Consider the following 21803-nt stretch of genomic DNA (forward strand, 5'->3'; position numbering starts at 1 on the left):
CGCCGCGATCTGGCACAACGACCACACCGGCCAGCCCGTCCTTCGCTCACTGACCGCTTACGACCACTGATCACAGACCCCTTGGAATCGATCATCTAGGTACTACCGGGTACTGCGCGAGGCACCCCTCCGGTACTACACGGTTGGCCCTCAGGTACGACGGGCCCGTGCGCGGGTCCGTGAGGTGCCTCGGCGATACTGGGACGCATGGCTTACGACGATCTTCGCTCCCTGCTCAGGGCCCTGGAACGCGAGGGCGACCTCAAGCGCGTGAAAGCCGAGGTCGACCCCTATCTGGAGGTCGGGGAGATCGTCGACCGCGTCCAGAAGGCCGGCGGTCCGGCGCTCCTCTTCGAGAACGTGAAGGGCTCGGCGATGCCGCTGGCCATGAACGTCTTCGGCACCGACCGCCGGCTCCTCAAGGCCCTCGGCCTCAAGTCGTACGGGGAGATCACCGAGAAGATCGGCGGCCTCCTGCGCCCCGAGCTGCCGCAGGGCTTCATCGGCGTACGGGAGGCCTTCGGCAAGCTCGGCGCGATGACCCACGTACCGCCGAAGAAGGTCAAGGACGCGCCGGTCCAGGAAGTAGTACTCCAGGGTGACGAGGTCGACCTGGAGCAGCTCCCGGCCCTGTTCACCTGGCCGCAGGACGGCGGCTCCTTCTTCAACCTGGGGCTGACCCACACGAAGGACCCCGTCAGCGGCGTACGCAACCTCGGTCTGTACCGCCTCCAGCGCCACGACAAGCGCACGATCGGCATGCACTGGCAGATCCACAAGGACAGCCGCAACCACTACCAGGTCGCCGCCCGCAAGGGCGAGCGGCTGCCGGTCGCGATCGCGTTCGGCTGTCCGCCCGCCGTGACGTACGCGTCCACCGCACCCCTCCCGGGTGACATCGACGAGTACCTCTTCGCCGGCTTCATCGCGGGCAAGCGGATCGAGATGGTGGACTGCAAGACTGTACCCCTCCAGGTCCCTGCTACCGCGGAGGTAGTACTGGAGGGCTGGCTGGAGCCCGGCGAGATGCTGCCCGAGGGGCCCTTCGGGGACCACACCGGGTTCTACACGCCGCAGGAGCCGTTCCCCGCGCTGACCATCGACTGCGTGACGATGCGCAAACGGCCGCTGCTCCAGTCCATCGTCGTCGGCCGGCCCCCTACCGAGGACGGACCCCTCGGGCGGGCCACGGAGCGGTTCTTCCTGCCGCTGCTGAAGATCATCGTGCCGGACATCGTGGACTACCACCTGCCCGAGGCGGGCGGCTTCCACAACTGCGCGATCGTCTCGATCGACAAGAAGTACCCCAAGCACGCGCAGAAGGTGATGCACGCGATCTGGGGCGCCCACATGATGTCCCTGACCAAGCTGATCGTGATCGTCGACTCCGACTGCGACGTCCACGACCTGCACGAAGTCGCGTGGCGGGCCCTCGGCAACACGGACTACTCCCGCGACCTCACGGTCGTCGAGGGCCCCGTCGACCACCTCGACCACGCGTCGTACCAGCAGTTCTGGGGCGGCAAGGCGGGCATCGACGCGACGAAGAAGTGGGTGGAGGAGGGCTACACCCGCGACGGCGGCTGGCCGGAGATGGTCCTGTCGGACCCGGATACGGCGGCGAAGGTCGACCGGCGGTGGAAGGAGTACGGGCTGTGAGCCGGAGTGGCGTGCGCGCGAGCGGCGGTGCGGGGGCGGGTACCGGTACCCCCCTACCTCAGAGTGATGCGGAGTACGGCCTGTGAGCGCGTCCGCCGCCGCGGTGCCCCAGCCGGGGCGCACGAGAGCTTTTCTGCGCCTCGTGATGATCGAGCACTCGATCTTCGCGCTGCCCTTCGCGTACATCGCCGCCCTCACCGCGATGTTCCAGCTCGACCGGAACATCCACTGGGGCCGGCTGCTGCTCGTGACGGTCTGCATGGTCGGGCTGCGGACGTTCGCGATGGCCGTCAACCGGATCATCGACCGCGAGATCGACGCGCGCAATCCCCGCACGGCGCACCGCGAGCTGGTGACGGGCGCGGTGTCGGTACGGCACGCGTGGACCGGCGCGCTGATCGCGGTCGTGATCTTCCTGGGCGCGGCGGCGCTGCTCAACCCGCTGTGCCTGGCGCTCGCCCCCGTCGCCGTCATCCCGATGGTGGTATACCCGTACGGCAAAAGGTTCACGAACTACCCGCAGGCCATCCTCGGGCTCGCCCAGGCGATGGGCCCGATCGGCGGCTGGCTCGCGATCACCGGCGAGTGGTCCTGGGACGCGGTGATCCTCGGCCTCGCGGTCGGCATCTGGATCGGCGGCTTCGACCTCATCTACGCCTGCCAGGACATCGACACGGACCGCGAGACCGGCGTCCTGTCGGTCCCGGCCCGCTTCGGCATCCCTACGGCGATCTGGTCGGCCCGCGCCTGCCACGCCCTCACCACGGCCCTGTTCGTCTGGTACGCCCTGGCCACCGACGCGGGCGCGTTCTTCTGGCTGGGCCTGCTGATCGTCGCCGGCGCCTTCGGCTACGAACACACGATCGTCCGCCCCCACGACCTCTCCCGCCTCGACCGGGCGTTCTTCTCGGTCAACGGCTTCATCGGCATCGCCCTGTTCGCGTGCGCCCTGCTGGATCTGCTGGTGCGGGGGCTGACGGTCTGAATAGGGTGCGGTTCCCATGGACCGCCTGCACACGCGACTCGCCCGCTTCGAGGACGCGTTCCCCGGTTTCCTGACGGAGATCGTGGAGGGCAGCGTGGTGGCGACGCCGGTCACCCCGTACCACGGGAGTACCACCCAGCGGGTATGGACCGCGCTGGAGCAGCAGCTCGCCCCGGGGTGGGGTCTGGTCAGCCGCGCCGCCTTCCCCTTCGACGACGGCAACGAGTTCTGCCCCGACCTGGCGGTCATCCCCGAGAGGGACATCGCCAGGAACGACCTCGCCTATCCGCCGCACGTGATCGCGCTGGTCGCGGAGGTCGTCGCGCGCGGCAGCGTCCGGCGGGACTACGAGATCAAACCCCAGATGTACGCCTCCCGGGGTATCGCCAACCACCTCCTCTTCGACCCCCTCCAGGGCCACGCCGTGACCATGTGGAATCCCGGCCCGGACGGTTACCGGGGGCGCGACACCGTGCCGTACGGTCCCGACCTCGTCGTCGACACCCCGCTCGGCAAGCTCACGATCCCCACCCACGCCCTCCCCGTGGACCCCAAGGCCCCCGGCCGGTAGCTCTTCGTGCCCGCCGGTACGCTCAAGGTGTGAACGCAGGAGAAACGGAGCGCGTGCCTTGGATCGTGGGGGTGTCGGGGGCGTCGGGGACGCCGTATGCCGGCGCTGTCCTGCGGGCGTTGCTGGCAGCGGGCGAGTGCGTCGACCTCGTCGTCAGCCGGGCCTCGCGGCTCACCCTGCTGGACGAGACGGGGATCTCGTTCCGGGACGGGCACTGGCGCGAGGACCTCGGGGAGTGGCTCGGCAGGGGCGCGGACGGCAAACCTCAGAGCTACGACGTCGGGCTGAGCCGCGTACGGTACTGGCCGGCCGGTGACCTCGCCGCGGGCCCGTCCTCGGGGTCGTACCCCGCCAGGGGGATGATCATCGTGCCCGCGTCGACGGCGTGCGTCGCCGGAGTCGCCCTCGGTCTGTCGAAGGACCTCCTCCAGCGGGCGGCGAGCGTCACCCTCAAGGAGCGCAGGCCGCTGGTCGTCGCCGTCCGGGAGAGCCCGCTGACCGGCCAGACGCTGCGCCACCTCGTCACCCTGGACGACGCGGGCGCGAGCGTGGTCCCCACCTCGCCCGCCTTCTACGCGGGCGCGACCCACATCCAGGACCTGGTCGACTTCGTGGCCGGCCGGATCCTGGACTCGGCGGGCGTCCCGCACGGTCTCTACCGCCGCTGGAAGGGCGAACTCGGCGGCGGCGGAGGCGGCGACGGCCGGGTACCCGGTACTGGGGGCGCGCGCGCCGACTGAGCGCCGCCCCGCATCACACACGCCCCGTACGGGTCTACCCGGGTAGTACGGGAGGCCGGCCCGGCGGCTGGGGAACCGGAGGCCCGTGGGGGACCCTCCGTACCGTCACCGGCACACATCAGAACCTCGCAGATCCCTTCGAGCGCGAACGGATCTCTCATCGGAAGGCGCGAATCGCATGGACGCCGTGGACAGGCAGCTCATCCAGGCCCTGAGGGAGAACGGCCGGGCCTCCTACGCGGAGCTGGGACGCCTCGTCGGCCTGTCGGGACCCAGCGTCACCGACCGCATCAACCGGCTGGAGGCGGCCGGTGTGATCACCGGCTACCGGGCCACCGTGGACTCCGCCTCCCTCGGCCTCGGCGTCACCGCCCTGATCGGCATCTCCCTCTCGGACGCCGCCGACCACGAGGACGTCGCCCGCCGTCTGAAGGACTTCGGCGAGATCGAGGACTGCTGGTTCATCGCCGGCGACGACTCGTTCATGCTCAAGGTGCGGGCGAGCGACGTGGACGGCCTGGAGCGCATCATCCGCCGCCTGTCGGGGACGAAGGGGGTATCCCGTACCCGTACGACCATCGTCCTGTCGACGAAGTGGGAGAACCGGGTGGGGGCGCTGCCCGAGGAGGTGTGAGGGGTACTACGGGAGGGGGGTGGTAGACGCGGGGGTACCTTTGGGGGAGCTGTCGTACGAAAGGTGGAGGCATGGACGTCGGGCTCAAGCGCGAGCTGGAGGAGAAGGTCCGCTCCGGCGAGCGGCTGACCCGCGAGGACGGCATCGCCCTGTACGCGTCGGACGACCTGGCCTGGCTCGGCGGCCTCGCGCACGAGGTGCGCACCCGCAAGAACGGCGACGTGGTCCACTTCAACGTCAACCGCCACCTGAACATGACCAACGTGTGCACGGCGTCGTGCGCGTACTGCTCGTTCCAGCGCAAGCCGGGCGAGAAGGACGCGTACACGATGCGCATCGAGGAGGCCGTCCGGCTGGCGACGGAGATGGAGTCGGAGAACCTCACCGAACTCCACATCGTCAACGGCCTGCACCCCAACCTCCCCTGGAGGTACTACCCCCGGTCCCTGCGCGAGCTGAAGGCGGCCCTGCCGAACGTCTCCCTGAAGGCGTTCACGGCGACGGAGATCCACCACTTCGAGACGATCTCCGGGCTGTCCGCCTCCGAGATCCTCGACGAACTCATCGACGCGGGCCTGGAGTCGCTGACCGGCGGCGGCGCCGAGATCTTCGACTGGGAGGTCCGGCAGCACATCGTCGACCACCGCACCCACTGGGAGGACTGGTCGCGCATCCACCGCCTGGCGCACGAGAAGGGCCTCAAGACCCCGTGCACCATGCTGTACGGGCACATCGAGGAGCACCGCCACCGCGTCGACCACGTGCTGCGGCTGCGTGAACTCCAGGACGAGACCGGCGGGTTCCAGGTCTTCATCCCGCTGCGCTACCAGCACGACTTCGTCGACCTGAAGGACGGCAAGGTCCGCAACCGCCTCCAGGAGCGCACCCGGATGGCGACCGGCGCCGAGTCCCTGAAGACGTTCGCGGTCTCCCGCCTCCTCTTCGACAACGTCCCGCACGTCAAGGTGTTCTGGGTGATGCACGGCGTGCAGACCGCCCAACTCGCCCTCCAGCACGGCGCGGACGACATGGACGGCTCGGTCGTCGAGTACAAGATCACCCACGACGCGGACAACTTCGGCACCCCGAACAAGCTGACCCGCGAGGACCTCCTCGACCTGATCCGCGACGCCGGCTTCCGCCCGGTGGAGCGCAACACGCGCTACGAGGTCATCCGCGAGTACGACGGCCCGGACCCGCTGCGCCGCGAGTCGCCGCAGCCGATGCGGGTGTGAGCCAGTACTCCGCCAGTACTCCGCCAGTACTCCGCCAGTACTCACCGGGTAAGATCTAAGATGGACCTGTGGCCCTTACCTTCACTTTCGATCCCGCCATCACCCCGGACCTCCGCGACGGCGTCCTCGACCTCTGGACGGACGTCTCCAACGCGGGCGGCGCCGTCGGCTTCGTCCCGCCCGTCGACCGGGAGACCGTCCGCCCGGCGCTGCTGAAGCACCTCGCGGACCTGGCGGAGGGCCGGGTCCGCCTGCTGGTCGGGCACGACGAGGCGGGCAAGGTCGCCGCGACCGCCTTCCTCAGCCTCAACACCCACCGCCTGATGGCGCACTGGCTGTGGCTCTACACGGTGATGGTCCACCCCTCCCACCAGGGCAAGGGGTACGGCCGCGACCTGCTCGCCGCCGCCGAGTCCGCCGCCCGCTCCCTCGACGGCGTCGAGGCGATCCGCCTCACCTGCCGGGGCGGCCTCGGCCTGGAACGGTTCTACGGGTCCTGCGGCTACAAGGAGGTCGGCCGCATCCCGGACGCGATCCGGGTAGCTCCCGGGGACGACAGGGACGACATCATCATGCTGCTCCCCCTGGTCTGACCCCCGTCCAAGATCGCCCGTCAGGCGTGGTTGACTGGACGACGGACCTTTTCGAACCGGAAGAGTGGATTGCCATGCTCCGCTACACGCTGATGCGCCTCGGGATCTTCGTGGGCTGCCTCGGGGTCGTCTGGGGTCTCGTCTACGCCGGAATCGTCCCGCGCGGCCTCGGCGACTCCAACGGCATGTGGATCGTGCTGCTCGCGCTGGTCCTCTCCGCGCCGATCAGCTTCGTCGCCCTGCGCGGGGAGCGCGACCGGGCCTCCGAGAACGTCGTCGCGCGCGTCGACCGCATGAAGGCCAACCTGGAGGCCAACCGCACCCAGGAGGACGCCGAGACCGACGAGGCGGGGCCGCGCGTGCAGGGCCAGGCCACCTGAGCCACACCGTTCGGCCGTGGCCGACGGCTGATCCGAGTGCCGCCGCCCGCGAGGGAGTTGAACCGCCGGACAGGCCCTAACCTTGGCTCATGGGTGCCGTGAAGACCAAGCGGATGCCGCGCGCGGTCCGTGAGCAGCAGATGCTGGACGCCGCAGTGCGGATCTTCGGACGCCGGGGCTACATGGCCGCCTCGATGGACGAGATAGCCGAACTCGCCGGTGTCTCCAAGCCGTTGGTGTATCTGTACCTCAACTCCAAGGACGATCTCTTCACCTCGTGCATCCGCCGCGAGGCCGCCGCGCTCGTCGCCGCGATCCGCTCGGGGATCGCCACGGACCTGCCCGCCGACCGCCAACTCTGGGACGGGCTGCGGGCGTTCTTCGCGCACACCGCCGAGCACCAGGACGCCTGGTCCGTCCTCCATCTCCAGGCCCGCACCCACGGCGAGCGGTTCGCCCTGGAGGTCGCCGCGATGCGCGAGGAGATCGTCGCCTTCGTCACTGGCCTCATCGTCGCCGCCGCCCGCGAGGCCCACCGCGACCCCGACCTCCCCGAACGCGAGGTCGCCGGCCTCGCGGAGGCGCTGGTGGGCGCCGCCGAGTCCCTGGCGGACTGGGCGAACACGACGGCCGGCGTCACCGCGCGGGAGGCGGCGACGACGCTGATGAACTTCGCGTGGTCGGGGCTGTCGAACCTGATGGAGGGGCGCAGGACGTGGTCGGCGCCGGAGTAGCTCTGGGTCGGCACCGGAGTAGCTCTGGAGTAGTCCCCGGGTAGTACTCCCGTCCGCCTCAGGCCCTCTCCGCCAGCGGGTCCACCGCCCGCCTTAGTCCTCAGGCCCTCTCCGCCAGCGGGTCCACCGCCCGCCTTAGTCCTCAGGCCCTCTCCGCCAGCGGGTCCACCGCCCGCCTTAGTCCTCAGGTCCCCTCCGCCAGCGGGTCCACCCGCCCGCTCACATGCACCCTCCCCGCCTCTCCGTCCCGCGCCCGCTCCCGCAGCTCGAACCGGCCCCCGTCGGAAGCGAACACCACGGCGGACGGCAGCAGTACCGGCGCCCGGAACTCCGCCCGTACCCGCACCGCCGGAGGCGTCCCGTGGGCGGCGAGGCAGCGTGCGGCGGTCCACATGCCGTGGGCGATGGCGCGGGGGAAGCCGAAGAGGCGGGCGGTGAGGGCGTAGAGGTGGATGGGGTTGCGGTCCCCGGAGGCCGCCGCGTACCGCCGCCCCACGTCTGCGGCCAGCCGCCACTCGTCGAGCACGGGCCGCGGGCACCCCTCCTCCGGGGGAGCGCCGACTCCCTCGCCCGGCCCGCCCGTCGTCCGGTGCCGCGCCAGATACGTGCTCCGCGACTCCCACACGACCTCCCCGTCCCGCCGCAACCCGGTGACGACCGTCGCCTCGGTCCCCCGGCGATGCGGTGCCAACTCTTCGACGTGGACGCCGAGTTCGTACACCCCGGTCGCCGCGAGCGTCCCGTACCGGCTGATCTCGATGGACGTGTGCACGAGCCCGAGCAGCGGCAGCGGGAAACTCCGGGCGCTCATCAGCCGCATGGCCAGCGGGAACCCGAGGACGTGCGGATAGGTCACCGGCAACGAGTCGTCCCCGGTGGCGAATCCGCAGACGCGTTCGTACGCCGACAGCCGCACGAGGTCGATCCGCAGCCCCGGCACGACGACCCGCTCCCGCGTGAACTCGGCGTCGGCACGCGGCCGTTTGAAGGGGGAGAGGAGCGCACCCCGGACGAAGGACGGGACCAGCGACGGAACGGCGGCGAGCGTCGGCATCAGGCCCCCAGCAGACTCTGGCCGCACACCCGCACGACCTGCCCGTTGACGGCCCCGGACGCGGGATGCGCGAGCCAGGCCGTCGTCTCGGCGACGTCCGCCGGAATCCCGCCCTGCGCGAGGGAGTTCATCCGCCGCCCGGCCTCCCGGATGAACAGCGGCACGGCGGCGGTCATCTTCGTCTCGATGAACCCGGGCGCGACGGCGTTCACGGTCACCCCGTGTCCGGCGAGCGCGTGCGGCGCGAGCGCCCGGACGAGACCGGCGATCCCGGCCTTGGAGGCCCCGTAGTTGGTCTGCCCGGCGTTCCCCGCGAGACCGGCGATGGACGCGGTGGCGACGATCCGCCCGCCCGGCCGCAGGGTCCCCTTCCCGAGCAGGACGTCGGTGGTGCGCAGCACGCTCGCGAGGTTGACGTCGAGCACCGAACTCCACCGCTCGGCGGGCATGTTGACCAGCCGCCGGTCGCGGGTGATCCCGGCGTTGTGGATCAACACGTCGAGCCCGTCCGGGAGTTCGGCGGCGATCCGCTCCCCGGCGTCGGCGGCGGTGATGTCCAGCGCGAGCGCCCGCCCGCCGAGCCGCCCGGCAAGCCGCCGCGCCTCCTCCTCGGCCTGCGGCACGTCGAGGACGACGACCTCGGCGCCGTCCCTGGCGAGCGTCTCGGCGACGGCCGCGCCGATGCCCCGCGCACCCCCGGTGACCAGCGCGGTCCGCCCCGCGAGGGGCCGCTCCCAGTCCCCGGTGAACGCCTCGCCGCCGCCCACCTCGACGACCTGCCCGCTGACGTACGCGGACTTGGGCGAGAGCAGGAACCGCAGCGTCGACTCGGCGGCCCCGGCGTCGGTGACCCGCACGAGGTTCACGGTCCGCCCGCGTCCGATCTCCTTGCCCAGCGACCGGGTGAACCCTTCCAACGCCTGCTGTACGGCGGCCTGTTGGTGATCGGCGGCGTCAAGTGGCGCCCCCAGCACGACGATCCGCCCGCTCGCGGCGACGGACCGGACGACGGGGTGCAGGGCGGCGTGGACCTCGGCGAGCGTCTCGACGTCGCGCACCCCGGTCGCGTCCAGGACGACCGCCGCCGGATCGCCGGAGCCGGCGCCAAGTCCCGTACGGGCGAGGACGGGTGAGAGGTCGAGCGCCGACGTACCGGCCGTAAGGTGAACCAAGGTGCCGGTGAGGGACGGGCGTTCGGGCGACCAGCGGGCGAGCGCGGCGGGCTGCGGCAGGCCGAGCCGGCGGGTGAGGAAACGGCCGGGTGCGGTGGCGGTGAAGCTCAGATAGCGGTCGGCCATGTACGTCTCCCAAGTCTCGCACGGGCCCGGCGGAATTACTTACTCCGGAGTAAGGTTACCTGGGGTAAGTCTAGGTCAAGGGTGAGGAGCAGGTCGAGATGAGTCCCCTGGAGCTGGTGCGCGACGGCGAGTCGAAGCCCCCGGTCGAGCCTCCGCGCGCCCGCCGGGTCGCGGTGCTCGGCGGCGCCCGCACCCCCTTCGCGCGCTCCGACGGCCCCTACGCGACCGCCTCCAACCAGGAGATGCTCACGGCCGCCGTGAACGGCCTCGCCCTGCGCCACGGACTCGATGTCCCGGGCGTGGTGGGCGAGTTCGTCGCCGGGGCGGTCCTCAAGCACAGCCGCGACTTCAACCTCGCCCGCGAGACGCTCCTCGGCTCGAAGCTGGACGCGCGGACCCCGGCGTACGACATCCAGCAGGCGTGCGGCACCGGCCTCCAGGCGATCATCGCCGCCGCCAACAAGATCGCCCTCGGCCAGACCGACTCGGCCGTCGCGGGCGGCGTCGACACCGCGAGCGATGCCCCGCTCGGCGTCAACGACAGCCTGCGCCGCATCCTGCTGGAGGCCCGCCGGGCGAAGTCCACCGGCGCCCGCCTCAAGGCCCTCGCGAAGATCCGCCCCGGCCACCTCGTCCCCGACATTCCGCGCAACTCCGAACCCCGTACGGGACTTTCGATGGGCGAGCACGCGGCGGTGACCGCCCGGGCCTGGGGCATCTCCCGTGAAGAACAGGACGAGTTGGCGGCGGCGAGCCACCAGCGCCTCGCGGAGGCCTACGAGAGCGGCTTCCTCGACGACCTCGTCGTCCCCTTCCGGGGCCTCAAGCGCGACCAGAACCTGCGCCCCGACTCGACGGTCGAGAAACTCGCCCGGCTCAAGCCGGTGTTCGGGACCGACGGCCCCAACCCGACTATGACGGCGGGCAATTCGACGCCGCTCACCGACGGCGCCGCCGTCGTGCTGCTCGCCTCCGAAGAGTGGGCGCAGACCCGGGGGTTGGAGCCGCTGGCGTACCTCACCGCGTACGAGACGGCGGCGGTGGACTTCGTACGCGGTGACGTCGCCGGCGGGGAGGACGGCCTGCTGATGGCGCCCGCGTACGCCGTACCGCGCATGCTGGAGCGAACGGGCCTGGGGATGGAGGACTTCGACTTCGTCGAGATCCACGAGGCGTTCGCCTCACAGGTGTTGGCGACGCTGGCCGCCTGGGAGAAGCAGGGGCTCGCGCCGGTCGACCGCGAGCGGCTCAACGTCACCGGCTCCTCCCTGGCGACCGGTCACCCCTTCGCGGCGACGGGCGCCCGGATCGTCGCGACGCTGGCCAAGCTGCTGGCCGAACGGGACGCCCCCGGGCGGGGGTTGATCTCCATCTGCGCCGCCGGGGGACAGGGGGTGACCGCGATCCTGGAGCGAACGTGACACTTCCTCATATAACCTCGATACTGCACAGCCCCGCCCCCGGACCACCTCTCGACCCTCACAGGCCCCCCACGTCAGCACCGTACGATCGCCTTGCCTAACCGCTGGTAACCGTTGGTAACTGCTTTCCCCGAGGCTCCGGGGCTGAACGCCCCGGTGCGCGAGGCCCGTATCAGCAAGCGTTTTTTCCGCTGCGCGCCCAGGGAGCCGCCTGTGTCCACCTCGTACCCCTCGTCGGCCGACTACGCCGACGGCGCTCCCCCCGCCCTCGTCGAGCCCGAGGTCCGGCGGCTCGACGGAGTCGTCCGCGAGGCGGCCGTACCGGCGCTCGCGCCACCCGTCACCCACGGCTCGCTCGCGGAACTCCCGTACGACAACGCGGCGGTGGCGCCCGGCCAGATCGTCCTCAGCAGGCGCGACGCCGAGGGGAACTGGAGCGACGTGACGGCGGCGCAGTTCGCCGCGCAGGTCCACGCCGTCGCCAAGGGGCTGATCGCCGAGGGCCTGGTGCCGGGGGACCGGATCGCGATCATGGCCCGTACGACGTACGAGTGGACACTCCTCGACTTCGCGGCGTGGGCCGCCGGGCTCGTCACCGTACCCGTCTACCCCACCTCGTCGGTCTTCCAGGTCCGCTGGATACTCCAGGACTCCGGCGCCGTAGCCCTCGTGACCGAGACCATCGGGCAGGCCTCGGCCATCGGGCCCGAGCGGGACCGGCTGCCCGACCTGCGGCACATCTGGGTGATGGAGAAAGGGCACGTGGAGCGGCTCGCGGAGGCCGGGGCGCACGTCCCCGACGCCGAGGTGGAGATCCGCAGGGGGATGCTGATCCCCGACACCCTGTGCACCCTCATCTACACCTCAGGTACTACGGGACGACCCAAGGGCTGCGCCATCACCCACGGCAATTTCTTCGCCGAGGTGGACAACGCGATCGAGCTCCTCCACCCGGTCTTCAAGGCGCAGGGCATCGAGGTCTCCGTCCTGCTCTTCCTGCCCATGTCGCACGTCTTCGGCCGGATGGTCGCCATCGCCGCCGTCCGCGCCCGGGTCCGCCTCGGGCACGCGCCGAGCATCAAGTCCGAGCAACTCCTCCCGGATCTCGCCGCGTTCAAACCGACCTGCCTGCTCGCGATCCCCTACATGCTGGAGAAGGTCTTCAACGTGGCGCGGGCCCGCGCCGAGGCGGGCGGCCGGGTCACCTCCTTCGACCGGGCCGTGTCCGTCGCCCGCCGCTACGGCGAGGCCGTCGAGGCGCAGAAGACCGGCACCGGCTCGGGCCCCGGCGCGGCCCTGCGCACCGCCCGCACCTTCTACGACCCGCTCGTCTACCGCCGTATCCGCAACGCCATGGGCGGCAGGGTCCGGCACGCCATCTGCGGCGGCTCCCCGCTCGGCCGCCGCCTCTCCTCCTTCTACCTCGGCGCCGGAATCGAGATCTACGAGGGGTACGGCCTCACCGAGACGACCGGCGCGACGACGGTGACGCCGCCCCTCAAACCCCGGCTGGGCACGGTCGGTTGGCCCATGCCGGGCACCCGCATCCGGATCGCGGCGGACGGCGAGATCCTCATCGCCGGGGACCACGTCCTGCGCGGCTACTGGGACCCGTCCGCCGGAGGCGTCGTCCCCGCCGCGCCCGACGGGTGGCTGGCGACCGGCGACATAGGGGAGCTGGACGACGAGGGCTACCTCACGATCACCGGCCGCAAGAAGGAAATGATCATCACGGCGGGCGGAAAGAGCGTCGCCCCGGCGCCACTTGAGGACTGGCTCCGCTCCCACCCCCTGATCTCCCAGTGCATGGTCCTCGGCGACGGCCGCCCCTACGTCTCCGCCCTCATCACCCTCGACCCCGAGGGCGTCACCCACTGGCGCCGCATGAACGGCAAACACCCCGTCCCCGTCGAACTCCTCCTCGGAGACGAGGAGTTGGAATCCCTCCTGCAACGCGCCGTCGACGAGGCCAACAAACTCGTCTCCCGCCCCGAATCCATCAGGAAGTTCGCCGTCCTGCCCACCGACTTCACCGAGACGGCAGGCCACTTGACGCCCTCGATGAAACTCCGGAGGGCGACGATCCTGCGGGACTTCGCGGACGTCGTCGAGGGCCTGTACGAGCAGCGGTGAAGGCTCGCCGGAAGCGGCCGGGTCGGCGACGATGAGGCCGTGAACCGCATCGAGTTCTTCCCCTACCGCCTCGACGGCGAACCCGGCCCCCTGCGCGGCATCCGCGTCGACGGCCGCGACCTGCGCGAACAAGTCGCCGACGCCACCCGCGAGTTGTGGCGCCGAGAACTCGCGGAGGACTGGGCGGACGAGACCGAGGACGAGGTCGAACGCTTCCTCCTCGAACAGCACGCGGGGCTGCACGTCGAGGTGTTCACCACGGACCACTTCCGTACACCGGCCCCGGACGCGTTCCTCCTCGGCTGCCCCTGCGGGATCTGGGCCTGCTGGCCGCTGACGGCGCGCATCGCCGTGACGGACACGACGGTCACCTGGTCGGACTTCCGCCAGCCGAACCGCGAACACTGGGGCGAACTCCCCCTCGGCCCCTTCCAGTTCGACCGGGCCGCGTACGACTCCGCACTGACCCCGTGACCCTACGCGGCGAACCCCCCATCGCTCCGGAGGAGTTGGCCGTTGACCCACTGCCCCTCGGCAGAGCACAGGAAGCCGACGAGGTGGGCGGTGTCCCGCGGAGTGCCCATACGGCCCAGGGGAGTTCGCGCGAGCACCGAGGAGCGGATCTCGTCGTTCATCCAACCCGTGTCCACGGGGCCGGGGTTGACGACGTTCGCGGTGATCCCGAGGTGGGCCAGCTCGCGCGCGGCGGCCTGGGTGATGCGGTCCAGGGCGCCCTTGCTCGCGCCGTACGGCAGGTTGTGCACGGTGTGGTCGCTGGTCAGGGCGACGATACGGCCCGTGCCGCGCGGGGCGTCGAAGCGGCGGCCGAACTCGCGGATCAGCAGCCAGCTCGCTCGCGCGTTGACCGCGAAGTGCAGGTCGAAGCTCTCCACGCTGGTGTCGAGGATGCCCGAGTCGACGCTCTCGCAGTGGCACATCACCAGCGCGGTGACCTTGCCGAGCCGCTCCTCGACCTCGTCGAAGATCCTTGCCGGGGAGTCGACTTGGGAGAGGTCCGCCTCGACCGCGTGCACGGCGGCACCCCGCGCCGCGAGCCCGGCCGCGATCACCTCCGCCGCGCCCGGCTCCCGCCCCCAGGCCATGCGGTCGTCGTACGGCGTCCAGTGCGTGAACGCGATGTCCCAGCCGGAGGCGGCGAGTCGGTCCGCTATCGCCGCCCCGATGCCGACCGTCCGGCCGACTCCGGTGAGCAGGGCGAGCGGGCGGGAAGGCGTTGTCGTCATGGACGAGGATGGTCGGGCAGGCCCGGCGCCGCCGCAAACGCTTTTCCGTCCGTCAGCACCTCCGCCAACTCCTCCGCGAACGCGGTGAGCCGCTCCAGCTCCGGCCCGCCCCGCGCCACCCGGAAGCCGTGCCGTCTCGCCCAGAACGCGGCCTGTACGGCGTGGAGTTGGGCCCACCGCCGCAGCCGCTCCCGGTCGACGCCGGCCGCCTCGCCGAAGACGTCCAGGAGCCGCAGCGTCGCCGCCCGCAGATCCGGCGCCACCAGCAGCGAGAACGCCCGCGTCTTGAGGAAGTTCGCCCCGTCGTAACCCTGGTCGCCCGCATACCCCTTGGGGTCCACCGCGAGCCATGGCTCCCGCTCGGCGGGCAGGATGTTCCGGGCGTGCAGGTCGCCGTGGACGAGGGTGTCGGGCTGATCCCGGCCGAGGTCCCGCACGGTGGCGTGCGCGGAGTCGAGGACGCGGGCGGGGAGGCCGTGCGCCAACTCCCGCGCGTCGACGTGGAGTTGCTCGGCCCACTCGTCGGCACGAGCGCTGAGCCGGGGCAGGTGCGCGGGCGCGGGCACCGCGAGCCGCCGGCTGAGCTGCCCGGCGACCGACGCGATGACATCCTCGTCGGTCTCGCTCTCACCCAGCGTCGACGACCCGACCCGCTCCAGCAGCATCGCGAACCGCGCGTCGTCCCGCTCGTACAGCAGAACGGCACCCTGCCCGGCCCAGGCGGCGAAGGCGTCGGGTTCATGGACGTTGCCGGGGTGCGGAAAGGAGACCTTCAGCACGGCAGGCCCCTGGCTCTCCCGTACTACGGGTACGACGAGCCCGACCCCGCCGAACATCAGCCCACCGTCGACCACGCACCCCCAGCGGTCGAGCAACTCTGCGACGATGCCGGGGAGTTCGCGGATCCAGCGCTCACCGGGCGCGCCCTCGCGGGCGATGGTCGTCCGGGCGAGGACTTCGGGTACCTCGATCATCCGGGCACTCTAGTCCGGCGCTGAGCGCGGGAGGCGTACGGCCTGTTCGCGGCCGCGAGTCCGCACCTCGCGGGAGCCGTACCGGCTGTTCACGTCCCCGAATCCGGCCTTCGCGGGAGGCGCACCGCCTGTTCGTCGCCGCGAGTCCGCCCTCCGCGCGGGAGAGGCCCCGGCTGTTCGCCGCCTCTGGGCCGCCCCCGGCGCAGTTCCACGACCAGTTCCGCGAACGCCCGCGCGGGCGGGCTCAGCGCGTCCCAGCGCCGCATCGCCCAACCGACCGGCAGCGGACGCAGACCGGGCAGCGGCACGAGCCGCAGCGCCCCCGCCCCGGACGCCGCGAGCCCCGGCAGCGCCGGGACCACCGCCCGGCCCACCCCCACCTCGGCGAGCAGCAGCGCCGTGTCCCAGTCGGCGACGCTCGTGTCGTACGCGAACCGGACTCCCGACTCCGCGCAGGCGGCGTCCAGATGGGCGGCCGAGGTGGAGTTCGGGGGCAGGCGGATCAGCCGTATGCCGTCCAACTCGCCTGCGTTCAGGGCCTTTCGCCGAGCGAACTCGTCGTCCTCGCGCACCGCGAGCATCCACGGCAGCTCCACCACCCGGCGCTGCTCGATGCCGCGTACCGGTGGCCCCAGCGTGATCCACGCGAGGTCGAGCGTGCCGTCCGCGAGCGCGTCGAAACTGCCCCGGCCCGAACTCACCGTGCGGAATTCGAGGTTGACGTTCGGATGCCGCTCGCGGAAGGCGACGACCGCGTCCGACATGAAGTGCCGCACGGTGGTGGCGCCGGTGGCGAGCCGTACGTAGCCCCGGCCGCCGTCGACGAGATCCCTCAACTCCCGTGCGGCCAGGTCGAGTCCGGCGATCCCGTCGCGGGCGGCCCGCTCCAGGATCCGCCCGGCCTGGGTCACCGCGACTCCCCGGGGCCGCCGTTCCAGCAGCCCCACCCCGAACTCCCGCTCCAGCCGCTTCACATGCTGGCTGACCGCCGACTGCGTACACCCCAGCTCCCTGGCGACCGCGCTCAGACTCCCGGCCCGGCACACGGCGACGAACACCCGCAGATCTTCCAGCGTCATACCCCCAAGCAAACACTAGGGTCCAGCAACAAATCCCAAGGATTGACTCCCCCTTCCCGCCCGTACGACGATTTCCCCGGGCCCACGGCGGCAACCCGCTCCCCACCCGGGAAGGGAGCGGGTGCCGACCAATTCCCCCGGCGAGAAGGGGGAGAACGCAGAAAGGGACGGCAACTGACCTCGATGTTCAGGGAGTTGGGAGCAGTCCCGGCTCCTCGCCCGGCGGCTACCCCACCCGCTGGCTACCCCACCCGCTGCGCGATCAGGAACGCGTGCGGTGTCTTCTCCTCCTCGATCGGCTCCCGGACCGTGCGGGACAGCATCGTGAACCCGGTCTCCTTCAGCAGCCCCTCCATGAACTCCGGGCGGCGGCGCAGGAAGTCGATGGCGACCGGGTGGCCCCAGGGCTGGTCGTAGTGGCGGGGTTCGTCGCCCACCTGGAAGGCGAGCAGGAGGTGGCCGCCGGGGACGAGGGCGCGGTGGAAGCCCTGGAAGAGGCGGGGGAGTTCGGGCGAAGGCGTGTGGATGGACGAGTACCAGCACATGACGCCGTCGAGCGAGCCGTCCGGGAAGGGGAGGTCGAACATCGAGCCCTGTTCGAAGCGGATCCCGGGGTTCTCGCGGCGGGCCACCGCGAGCATCGACTCCGACAGGTCGAGCCCGGAGATGTCGAGGCCGAGCCCGGCGAGGCGCCCCGTGGACCGGCCGGGACCGCACCCGAGGTCGGCCACCTTCCCGCCGGCGCCGACGAGTTCGGCGTACACCCCCAGTACGGCCCGCTCCAGCGGCCTGTTGGCCAGCTCGTCCTGGAACCGCTCGGAGTAGTCCTCGGCGATGGCGTCGTAGAAGGTACGGGTGGTGGTGAGGAAGTCGGTCATGGCGGGTGACCCTAACCGGCGGCACTGACAACGCCGTCGGGTACGAGGCTCCCCCGGCGCCAGTCCCTCTCACCCCACCCCCAACCCCCGTAGTACCGCACTAGTACCCGCCGCCCCCAGCACCACGACCACGAACGGCGCCCGCCGCCAAGCCAGCCCGACCCCCGCCAGTACCCCCAGGGGACGAGCCCACCCCGAGAACCCGCCGCCCTCGGTCAGCGCCCCCGTCGCCAGCAGGGCGACCAGCAGGACGACCGCCCCGGCGGACAGCAGCTCCTGGACCCGCGCCGGCAGCGTGACCCGCCCGTGCAGGAGGGGCCCCGTCAGCCGGAAGGCGTACGTCCCGAGAGCCAGGACGAGGATCGCGACGACGGTCGGACTCACGGGGTCACCTCAGGGGCGTACAGGAGGAGCCCCAGCAGAGCTACGAGGACAGGTAGCCCGGTGGGCAGGAGCGGGGTCGCCGCGAGGGCGAGGCCCGCACCGAGGGCGACGGGCCGCCGGACGCGGGAGTCCTTGCGGAGGGTGGGTACGACGAGCGCCGCGAGGATCGCGGGAAAGGCCGCGTCGAGCCCGTACCGGGACGTGTCGCCCAGCGCCTGCCCCGCGAGCGCGCCGACGGCGACGGCCGTGTTCCACACGGCGAACAGCGCGATCCCGGACGTCCAGAACGCGGCGCGGCGGCGGCCCGGGTCGGACTGCGCGAGGGCGAAGGCGACCGTCTCGTCCGTGACGAGGTGCGCGCCGAGCAGCCGCGTGAGCGGACTGCGGCCGATGTCCTCGGCGACGGCGAGGCTGTAGGCGGCGGTCCGGGTGTTGAGGACGAGCCCGGTCGCGGCGGCGGCCAGTGGACCGCCCCCGGCGAGGAGTACGCCGACCGCGCTGAACTGGGCCGATCCCGCGTACACGACGAGGGACATGACGACCGGCACCCACACCGGCAGCCCGCCGCTCACGGCGATCGCGCCGAAGGACACCCCGACGACCCCGCTGGCGAGGCAGACGAGCAGGACGTCCCGCAGGAGGGTGGAGCCGGCGGGTGATACCTGTGGACTACCCCCGGATGGGGTAACCCAGGAGTGGCTCGCGGCCTCGCTGAAGCGGGAGCGTGCCAGGACCGGGCTGTCCCTGTCCGAGCTGGCCAAGCGCGCGGGCATCGCGAAGTCCACCCTGTCCCAGCTGGAGGCGGCGAGCGGGAACCCGGGGATGGAGACGATCTGGGCGCTGGCGGTGGCGCTCGGCGTCCCGTTCAGCGTGCTCGTCGAGCCGCCCTCGGCGCCCGTGCAGGTCATCCGCGCGGGGGAGGGCCCCACGGTGCACTCCGAACAGTCCAGTTATCTCGCGACGCTGTTGTCCGCGAGCCCGCCGGGGGCACGCCGGGACATTTACTACGTATGGCTGGAACCGGGCACCGTACGGGAATCCGAACCGCATATTCCCGGCACGGTGGAACACATCGTGGTCACCGAGGGAAGCGTGAAAGCGGGGCCGCGCGGGGAGGGGGTGGAGGTCGGTCCGGGTGATTACCTGTCGTATCGCGGAGATGTGGCGCACACGTACGAGGCGACGGCGGCCGGAACGAAGTTCGTGCTCGTCATGCAGCATGTGTGAACGGGAAATGAATTCGGCGCCGCGGGCCGGCCCGCGAGGGGGCGCCGCGGGAAAGGCAGGAGCCCCGTCGCCGGACGGCGCGGGGCTCCTTGGGTGGTGCTCTCAGACTGCGATCACGCTGCCGGTTCCGGCAGTCGCCCGGCGGATCAGACCGGGGTGACGTTCTCCGCCTGCGGGCCCTTCGGGCCCTGGGTCACGTCGAAGGAAACCTGCTGGTTCTCTTCGAGGGAACGGAAACCCGAGGCGTTGATCGCGGAGTAGTGGACGAAGACGTCGGGGCCGCCGCCTTCTTGGGCGATGAAACCAAAGCCCTTTTCGGCGTTGAACCACTTCACGGTTCCGGTAGCCATAAGCCCTCCTTGGGCTCAAAGGGTCGCCCTGCTCCAGAACCTGCAAGTGTGAAAACAGTGCTGCACAACTGCAAACTTCCGAAAACGTCGAGAGCCCGCGGTCACATGCTCCGCAGGCTCTGTACTGCAAGGGAAACCAAACTGCAACTTGCGGCGAGCCTAGCACGCAGGCAGCCGAAAGCGATAGAGGTCAAGATCACGTCACCCGGAGGTTTGAAACGCCCGGGCAATGGGTTGACGGCGGGGGAAGGAGGGGGTGACTCCGCAGCGTACCCGACCGGGGTCTAGCCTCGCGATGTGGACAATTCTCGCACCCGGCCGCGCGTCGGCCACATCCAGTTCCTGAACTGCCTGCCCCTGTACTGGGGGCTCGCGAGAACGGGCACGCTGCTCGATCTTGAGCTGACCAAGGACACCCCCGAGAAGCTCAGCGAGCGGCTCGTGCAGGGCGACCTCGACATCGGCCCCATCACCCTCGTCGAGTTCCTGCGCAACGCCGACGAGCTGGTGGCCTTCCCCGACATCGCGGTCGGCTGCGACGGGCCCGTCATGTCCTGCGTGATCGTCTCGCAGGTCCCCCTCGACCGGCTGGACGGCGCCCGCGTCGCCCTCGGCTCGACCTCCCGCACCTCCGTCCGGCTCGCCCAGCTCCTGCTCGCCGAGCGGTACGGGGTAACTCCCGAGTACTACACCTGCCCCCCCGACCTGAGTCTGATGATGCAGGAGGCCGAGGCCGCCGTCCTCATCGGTGACGCCGCCCTGCGCGCCAACCTCCTCGACGGGCCGCGCTACGGACTCCAGGTCCACGACCTCGGCACGCTCTGGAAGGAGTGGACCGGCCTCCCCTTCGTCTTCGCCGTCTGGGCCGCCCGCCGCGACTACCTCGACCGCGAGCCCGACCTCACCCGCGAGGTCCACCGCGCCTTCCTCGCCTCCCGCAACCTCTCCCTCGACGAGGTCGGCAAGGTCGCCGAACAGGCCGCCCGCTGGGAGGAGTTCGACGAGAAGATCCTGGAGCAGTACTTCACGACCCTCGACTTCCGCTTCGGCGCACCCCAGTTGGAGGCCGTCACGGAGTTCGCGCGCCGCGTGGGCCCGACGACGGGCTTCCCCGCGGACGTCAAGGTGCAGCTGCTCACCCCGTAGGGCTCGCCCCGCAAGGCCCGCTCGGCAAGGGCGGTCAGCGCCGCCCCAGCCACTGCTCCTCGTCCAGCAACTTCCGCAGCCGGGGCGAGAGTTCGGGTACGGCGGCCCCCGCGGCCTGCGCCCGCGCGACCGCCTCGACGTACGCCAGCGCCTCCTCGCGCAGCCGCTCCTTCTCCTTGCCCTGCCTGCTCCCGGCCAGCCAGACCCAGACCGCGAGGGGGAGGAGGACCAGGGCGAGGTAGCCGAGCGTCACACCCTGCCACCAGCCGTAGGCGGCGCCGATCAGGGCGGCGACGACGAGGAGGCAGCCGGCCTCGTCGTGCCAGCCGCCCTGGCCGGCGATCTTCTCGTACGCGGCGACGGAGTCGGGGACCGGCGGGACGGTCTGGACGGCGTAGGGGTTCGGAGTGCCGGGCACGGCGCCGGGCTGCTGGTGGCCGTAGGGACCGGCAGGGGCGCCCGGGGCCCGGTGGCCGTAGGGACCGGCGTACGGTCCCGCTGAAGTAGCAGGGGTATGAGAGGGCTCGCCGCCCGTCGGCCGGTACATCGGCACCGGGACCGTCGGTCTGCCACCCCCGTACCCCGACCGCCCCTCCAACCACGCGGGTACATGGGTCACCGGCAGCCCCCGCGACCGCGCCACGCCCAGGACGTGCCGGTAGCCGACCAGCGCCGGATGCTCCAGCTCCCTCTTCCAGCGGGACCGCACGGATATCAGGCAGGCGATCCCGACGGCGAGGACCGGCGCGGCAGGGCCGTAGGCGAGAGCCGGGGCGTCCGCGAGCGCCGGGACCTCCGGGCCGATGAACGGCCACACCCCGCCGACCAGCAGCGCGAGCCCGCCGAGCCGGACGAGCGGGCCGCGCTGACTCCAGTGCAGCGCCTCCCGCCGCTCCTCGAACATCGCGGCCACGGCCCGGTCGTCCGTGTAGTCCACGCCGTACTGCGCGCTGATGGTCCGCACCGACGCCAGGACGGTCGGCTCGGCGGCCAGGGTGGCTCCGTTGATCGGAAGTAGGTCCATTTCGGGATCATGGCACGGGAGTTGGCGGGCTCTCGCGGAGGAACCGTGGGGGAGTGACGG

General features: G+C 71.3%; 24 protein-coding genes. 14 read left to right on the forward strand and 10 right to left on the reverse strand.

Features of this window, described 5'->3' with window-relative positions; genetic code table 11:
• Nucleotides 1–207 precede the first annotated feature (207 nt).
• From PV682_RS19450 to PV682_RS19490, 9 genes are all read left to right on the forward strand, one after another.
• A complete protein-coding gene (locus tag PV682_RS19450; protein WP_319731503.1) occupies nucleotides 208–1659 on the forward strand; it encodes a menaquinone biosynthesis decarboxylase in 1452 nt (483 codons plus the stop codon).
• Between the two features lie 82 nt (nucleotides 1660–1741).
• A complete protein-coding gene (gene mqnP, locus PV682_RS19455; protein WP_319731505.1) occupies nucleotides 1742–2644 on the forward strand; it encodes a menaquinone biosynthesis prenyltransferase MqnP in 903 nt (300 codons plus the stop codon).
• A gap of 16 nt (nucleotides 2645–2660) precedes the next feature.
• Nucleotides 2661–3215, forward strand: coding sequence for a Uma2 family endonuclease (locus PV682_RS19460; protein WP_319731507.1), 555 nt, complete (start codon nucleotides 2661–2663; stop codon nucleotides 3213–3215).
• A 53-nt stretch (nucleotides 3216–3268) separates the two neighbouring features.
• Complete coding sequence (locus PV682_RS19465) at nucleotides 3269–3955, forward strand: UbiX family flavin prenyltransferase (RefSeq protein ID WP_319731874.1); 687 nt, start codon at nucleotides 3269–3271, stop codon at nucleotides 3953–3955.
• A 178-nt stretch (nucleotides 3956–4133) separates the two neighbouring features.
• Complete coding sequence (locus tag PV682_RS19470; RefSeq protein WP_055723956.1) at nucleotides 4134–4589, forward strand: Lrp/AsnC family transcriptional regulator; 456 nt, start codon at nucleotides 4134–4136, stop codon at nucleotides 4587–4589.
• A gap of 71 nt (nucleotides 4590–4660) precedes the next feature.
• Complete coding sequence (gene mqnE / locus PV682_RS19475) at nucleotides 4661–5824, forward strand: aminofutalosine synthase MqnE (protein ID WP_055723955.1); 1164 nt, start codon at nucleotides 4661–4663, stop codon at nucleotides 5822–5824.
• A gap of 68 nt (nucleotides 5825–5892) precedes the next feature.
• The gene (locus PV682_RS19480) at nucleotides 5893–6417 is read left to right on the forward strand and encodes a GNAT family N-acetyltransferase (protein ID WP_055723954.1); all 525 of its coding nucleotides are present in this window, start codon (nucleotides 5893–5895) and stop codon (nucleotides 6415–6417) included.
• A gap of 74 nt (nucleotides 6418–6491) precedes the next feature.
• Nucleotides 6492–6797, forward strand: a complete 306-nt coding sequence (locus tag PV682_RS19485) for a DUF4229 domain-containing protein (RefSeq protein ID WP_319731512.1) — start codon at nucleotides 6492–6494, stop codon at nucleotides 6795–6797.
• An 89-nt stretch (nucleotides 6798–6886) separates the two neighbouring features.
• Nucleotides 6887–7531 carry a TetR/AcrR family transcriptional regulator gene (locus tag PV682_RS19490; protein WP_319731514.1) on the forward strand — a complete coding sequence of 215 codons (645 nt, stop codon included), beginning with the start codon at nucleotides 6887–6889 and terminating at the stop codon, nucleotides 7529–7531.
• A gap of 184 nt (nucleotides 7532–7715) precedes the next feature.
• Here the strand turns inward: PV682_RS19490 and PV682_RS19495 are convergent, their stop codons facing one another.
• Together PV682_RS19495 and PV682_RS19500 are read right to left on the reverse strand one after the other, a co-directional pair.
• A complete protein-coding gene (locus tag PV682_RS19495; RefSeq protein ID WP_319731516.1) occupies nucleotides 7716–8585 on the reverse strand; it encodes a MaoC family dehydratase in 870 nt (289 codons plus the stop codon).
• Nucleotides 8585–9883, reverse strand: a complete 1299-nt coding sequence (locus PV682_RS19500; RefSeq protein WP_319731518.1) for a 3-oxoacyl-ACP reductase — start codon at nucleotides 9881–9883, stop codon at nucleotides 8585–8587. The genes PV682_RS19495 and PV682_RS19500 overlap by 1 nt, the downstream gene beginning before the upstream one ends.
• Nucleotides 9884–9981: 98 nt before the next feature.
• On the opposite strand from PV682_RS19500, the gene PV682_RS19505 reads away from it, so the two are divergent.
• The 3 genes from PV682_RS19505 to PV682_RS19515 all read left to right on the forward strand — a co-directional run bounded on the left by PV682_RS19505 (nucleotide 9982) and on the right by PV682_RS19515 (nucleotide 13911).
• Nucleotides 9982–11304, forward strand: coding sequence for an acetyl-CoA C-acetyltransferase (locus tag PV682_RS19505; RefSeq protein ID WP_319731520.1), 1323 nt, complete (start codon nucleotides 9982–9984; stop codon nucleotides 11302–11304).
• A 213-nt stretch (nucleotides 11305–11517) separates the two neighbouring features.
• Nucleotides 11518–13437 (forward strand): AMP-dependent synthetase/ligase, encoded by a 1920-nt coding sequence (locus tag PV682_RS19510; protein WP_319731522.1) that lies wholly within the window; start codon nucleotides 11518–11520, stop codon nucleotides 13435–13437.
• A 39-nt stretch (nucleotides 13438–13476) separates the two neighbouring features.
• Entirely contained in the window at nucleotides 13477–13911 is a 435-nt protein-coding gene (locus PV682_RS19515; RefSeq protein ID WP_319731525.1) for a hypothetical protein, read from the forward strand.
• 2 nt (nucleotides 13912–13913) lie between these two features.
• Here the strand turns inward: PV682_RS19515 and PV682_RS19520 are convergent, their stop codons facing one another.
• The 6 genes from PV682_RS19520 to PV682_RS19545 form a co-directional block, all read right to left on the reverse strand.
• Entirely contained in the window at nucleotides 13914–14681 is a 768-nt protein-coding gene (locus PV682_RS19520; protein ID WP_319731527.1) for an SDR family oxidoreductase, read from the reverse strand.
• Entirely contained in the window at nucleotides 14678–15655 is a 978-nt protein-coding gene (locus tag PV682_RS19525) for an aminoglycoside phosphotransferase family protein (RefSeq protein WP_319731529.1), read from the reverse strand. The genes PV682_RS19520 and PV682_RS19525 overlap by 4 nt, the downstream gene beginning before the upstream one ends.
• A gap of 89 nt (nucleotides 15656–15744) precedes the next feature.
• Nucleotides 15745–16734: a LysR family transcriptional regulator gene (locus PV682_RS19530; RefSeq protein ID WP_319731531.1), complete on the reverse strand. Its 990-nt coding sequence runs from the start codon at nucleotides 16732–16734 to the stop codon at nucleotides 15745–15747.
• Nucleotides 16735–16976: 242 nt separating this feature from the next.
• On the reverse strand, nucleotides 16977–17612 hold the full coding sequence (locus PV682_RS19535; protein ID WP_319731533.1) for a class I SAM-dependent DNA methyltransferase: 636 nt from the start codon (nucleotides 17610–17612) through the stop codon (nucleotides 16977–16979).
• 69 nt (nucleotides 17613–17681) lie between these two features.
• Nucleotides 17682–17996 (reverse strand): AzlD domain-containing protein, encoded by a 315-nt coding sequence (locus tag PV682_RS19540; protein WP_319731535.1) that lies wholly within the window; start codon nucleotides 17994–17996, stop codon nucleotides 17682–17684.
• Nucleotides 17993–18634 (reverse strand): AzlC family ABC transporter permease, encoded by a 642-nt coding sequence (locus PV682_RS19545; RefSeq protein WP_319731876.1) that lies wholly within the window; start codon nucleotides 18632–18634, stop codon nucleotides 17993–17995. The genes PV682_RS19540 and PV682_RS19545 overlap by 4 nt, the downstream gene beginning before the upstream one ends.
• Between PV682_RS19545 and PV682_RS19550 the strand changes: the two genes are divergently transcribed.
• Nucleotides 18531–19223, forward strand: coding sequence for a helix-turn-helix domain-containing protein (locus PV682_RS19550; RefSeq protein WP_407705704.1), 693 nt, complete (start codon nucleotides 18531–18533; stop codon nucleotides 19221–19223). The two genes, PV682_RS19545 and PV682_RS19550, sit on opposite strands and share 104 nt — an antisense overlap.
• A 146-nt stretch (nucleotides 19224–19369) precedes the next feature.
• Here PV682_RS19550 and PV682_RS19555 read toward each other — a convergent pair whose 3' ends face one another.
• Nucleotides 19370–19573: a cold-shock protein gene (locus PV682_RS19555; RefSeq protein WP_003992177.1), complete on the reverse strand. Its 204-nt coding sequence runs from the start codon at nucleotides 19571–19573 to the stop codon at nucleotides 19370–19372.
• A 297-nt stretch (nucleotides 19574–19870) separates the two neighbouring features.
• On the opposite strand from PV682_RS19555, the gene PV682_RS19560 reads away from it, so the two are divergent.
• A complete protein-coding gene (locus PV682_RS19560; protein WP_319731539.1) occupies nucleotides 19871–20719 on the forward strand; it encodes a menaquinone biosynthetic enzyme MqnA/MqnD family protein in 849 nt (282 codons plus the stop codon).
• A gap of 34 nt (nucleotides 20720–20753) precedes the next feature.
• Here the strand turns inward: PV682_RS19560 and PV682_RS19565 are convergent, their stop codons facing one another.
• Nucleotides 20754–21743, reverse strand: a complete 990-nt coding sequence (locus tag PV682_RS19565) for a hypothetical protein (protein WP_319731541.1) — start codon at nucleotides 21741–21743, stop codon at nucleotides 20754–20756.
• Nucleotides 21744–21803: the final 60 nt, after the last annotated feature.

The sequence above is a fragment of the Streptomyces niveiscabiei genome (assembly GCF_033794345.1).
Taxonomy (GTDB): domain Bacteria; phylum Actinomycetota; class Actinomycetes; order Streptomycetales; family Streptomycetaceae; genus Streptomyces; species Streptomyces niveiscabiei.

Bases quoted from the DNA above. Each gene is read 5' to 3' on its own strand.
- PV682_RS19450 (WP_319731503.1), top strand. From the start codon at position 208: ATGGCTTACGACGATCTTCGCTCCCTGCTCAGGGCCCTGGAACGCGAG.
- PV682_RS19460 (WP_319731507.1), top strand. From the start codon at position 2,661: ATGGACCGCCTGCACACGCGACTCGCCCGCTTCGAGGACGCGTTCCCC.
- PV682_RS19470 (WP_055723956.1), top strand. From the start codon at position 4,134: ATGGACGCCGTGGACAGGCAGCTCATCCAGGCCCTGAGGGAGAACGGC.
- mqnE (WP_055723955.1), top strand. From the start codon at position 4,661: ATGGACGTCGGGCTCAAGCGCGAGCTGGAGGAGAAGGTCCGCTCCGGC.
- PV682_RS19485 (WP_319731512.1), top strand. From the start codon at position 6,492: ATGCTCCGCTACACGCTGATGCGCCTCGGGATCTTCGTGGGCTGCCTC.
- PV682_RS19490 (WP_319731514.1), top strand. From the start codon at position 6,887: ATGGGTGCCGTGAAGACCAAGCGGATGCCGCGCGCGGTCCGTGAGCAG.
- PV682_RS19495 (WP_319731516.1), bottom strand. From the start codon at position 8,585: ATGCCGACGCTCGCCGCCGTTCCGTCGCTGGTCCCGTCCTTCGTCCGG.
- PV682_RS19500 (WP_319731518.1), bottom strand. From the start codon at position 9,883: ATGGCCGACCGCTATCTGAGCTTCACCGCCACCGCACCCGGCCGTTTC.
- PV682_RS19505 (WP_319731520.1), top strand. From the start codon at position 9,982: ATGAGTCCCCTGGAGCTGGTGCGCGACGGCGAGTCGAAGCCCCCGGTC.
- PV682_RS19520 (WP_319731527.1), bottom strand. From the start codon at position 14,681: ATGACGACAACGCCTTCCCGCCCGCTCGCCCTGCTCACCGGAGTCGGC.
- PV682_RS19525 (WP_319731529.1), bottom strand. From the start codon at position 15,655: ATGATCGAGGTACCCGAAGTCCTCGCCCGGACGACCATCGCCCGCGAG.
- PV682_RS19530 (WP_319731531.1), bottom strand. From the start codon at position 16,734: ATGACGCTGGAAGATCTGCGGGTGTTCGTCGCCGTGTGCCGGGCCGGG.
- PV682_RS19535 (WP_319731533.1), bottom strand. From the start codon at position 17,612: ATGACCGACTTCCTCACCACCACCCGTACCTTCTACGACGCCATCGCC.
- PV682_RS19550 (WP_407705704.1), top strand. From the start codon at position 18,531: ATGACGACCGGCACCCACACCGGCAGCCCGCCGCTCACGGCGATCGCG.
- PV682_RS19555 (WP_003992177.1), bottom strand. From the start codon at position 19,573: ATGGCTACCGGAACCGTGAAGTGGTTCAACGCCGAAAAGGGCTTTGGT.
- PV682_RS19565 (WP_319731541.1), bottom strand. From the start codon at position 21,743: ATGGACCTACTTCCGATCAACGGAGCCACCCTGGCCGCCGAGCCGACC.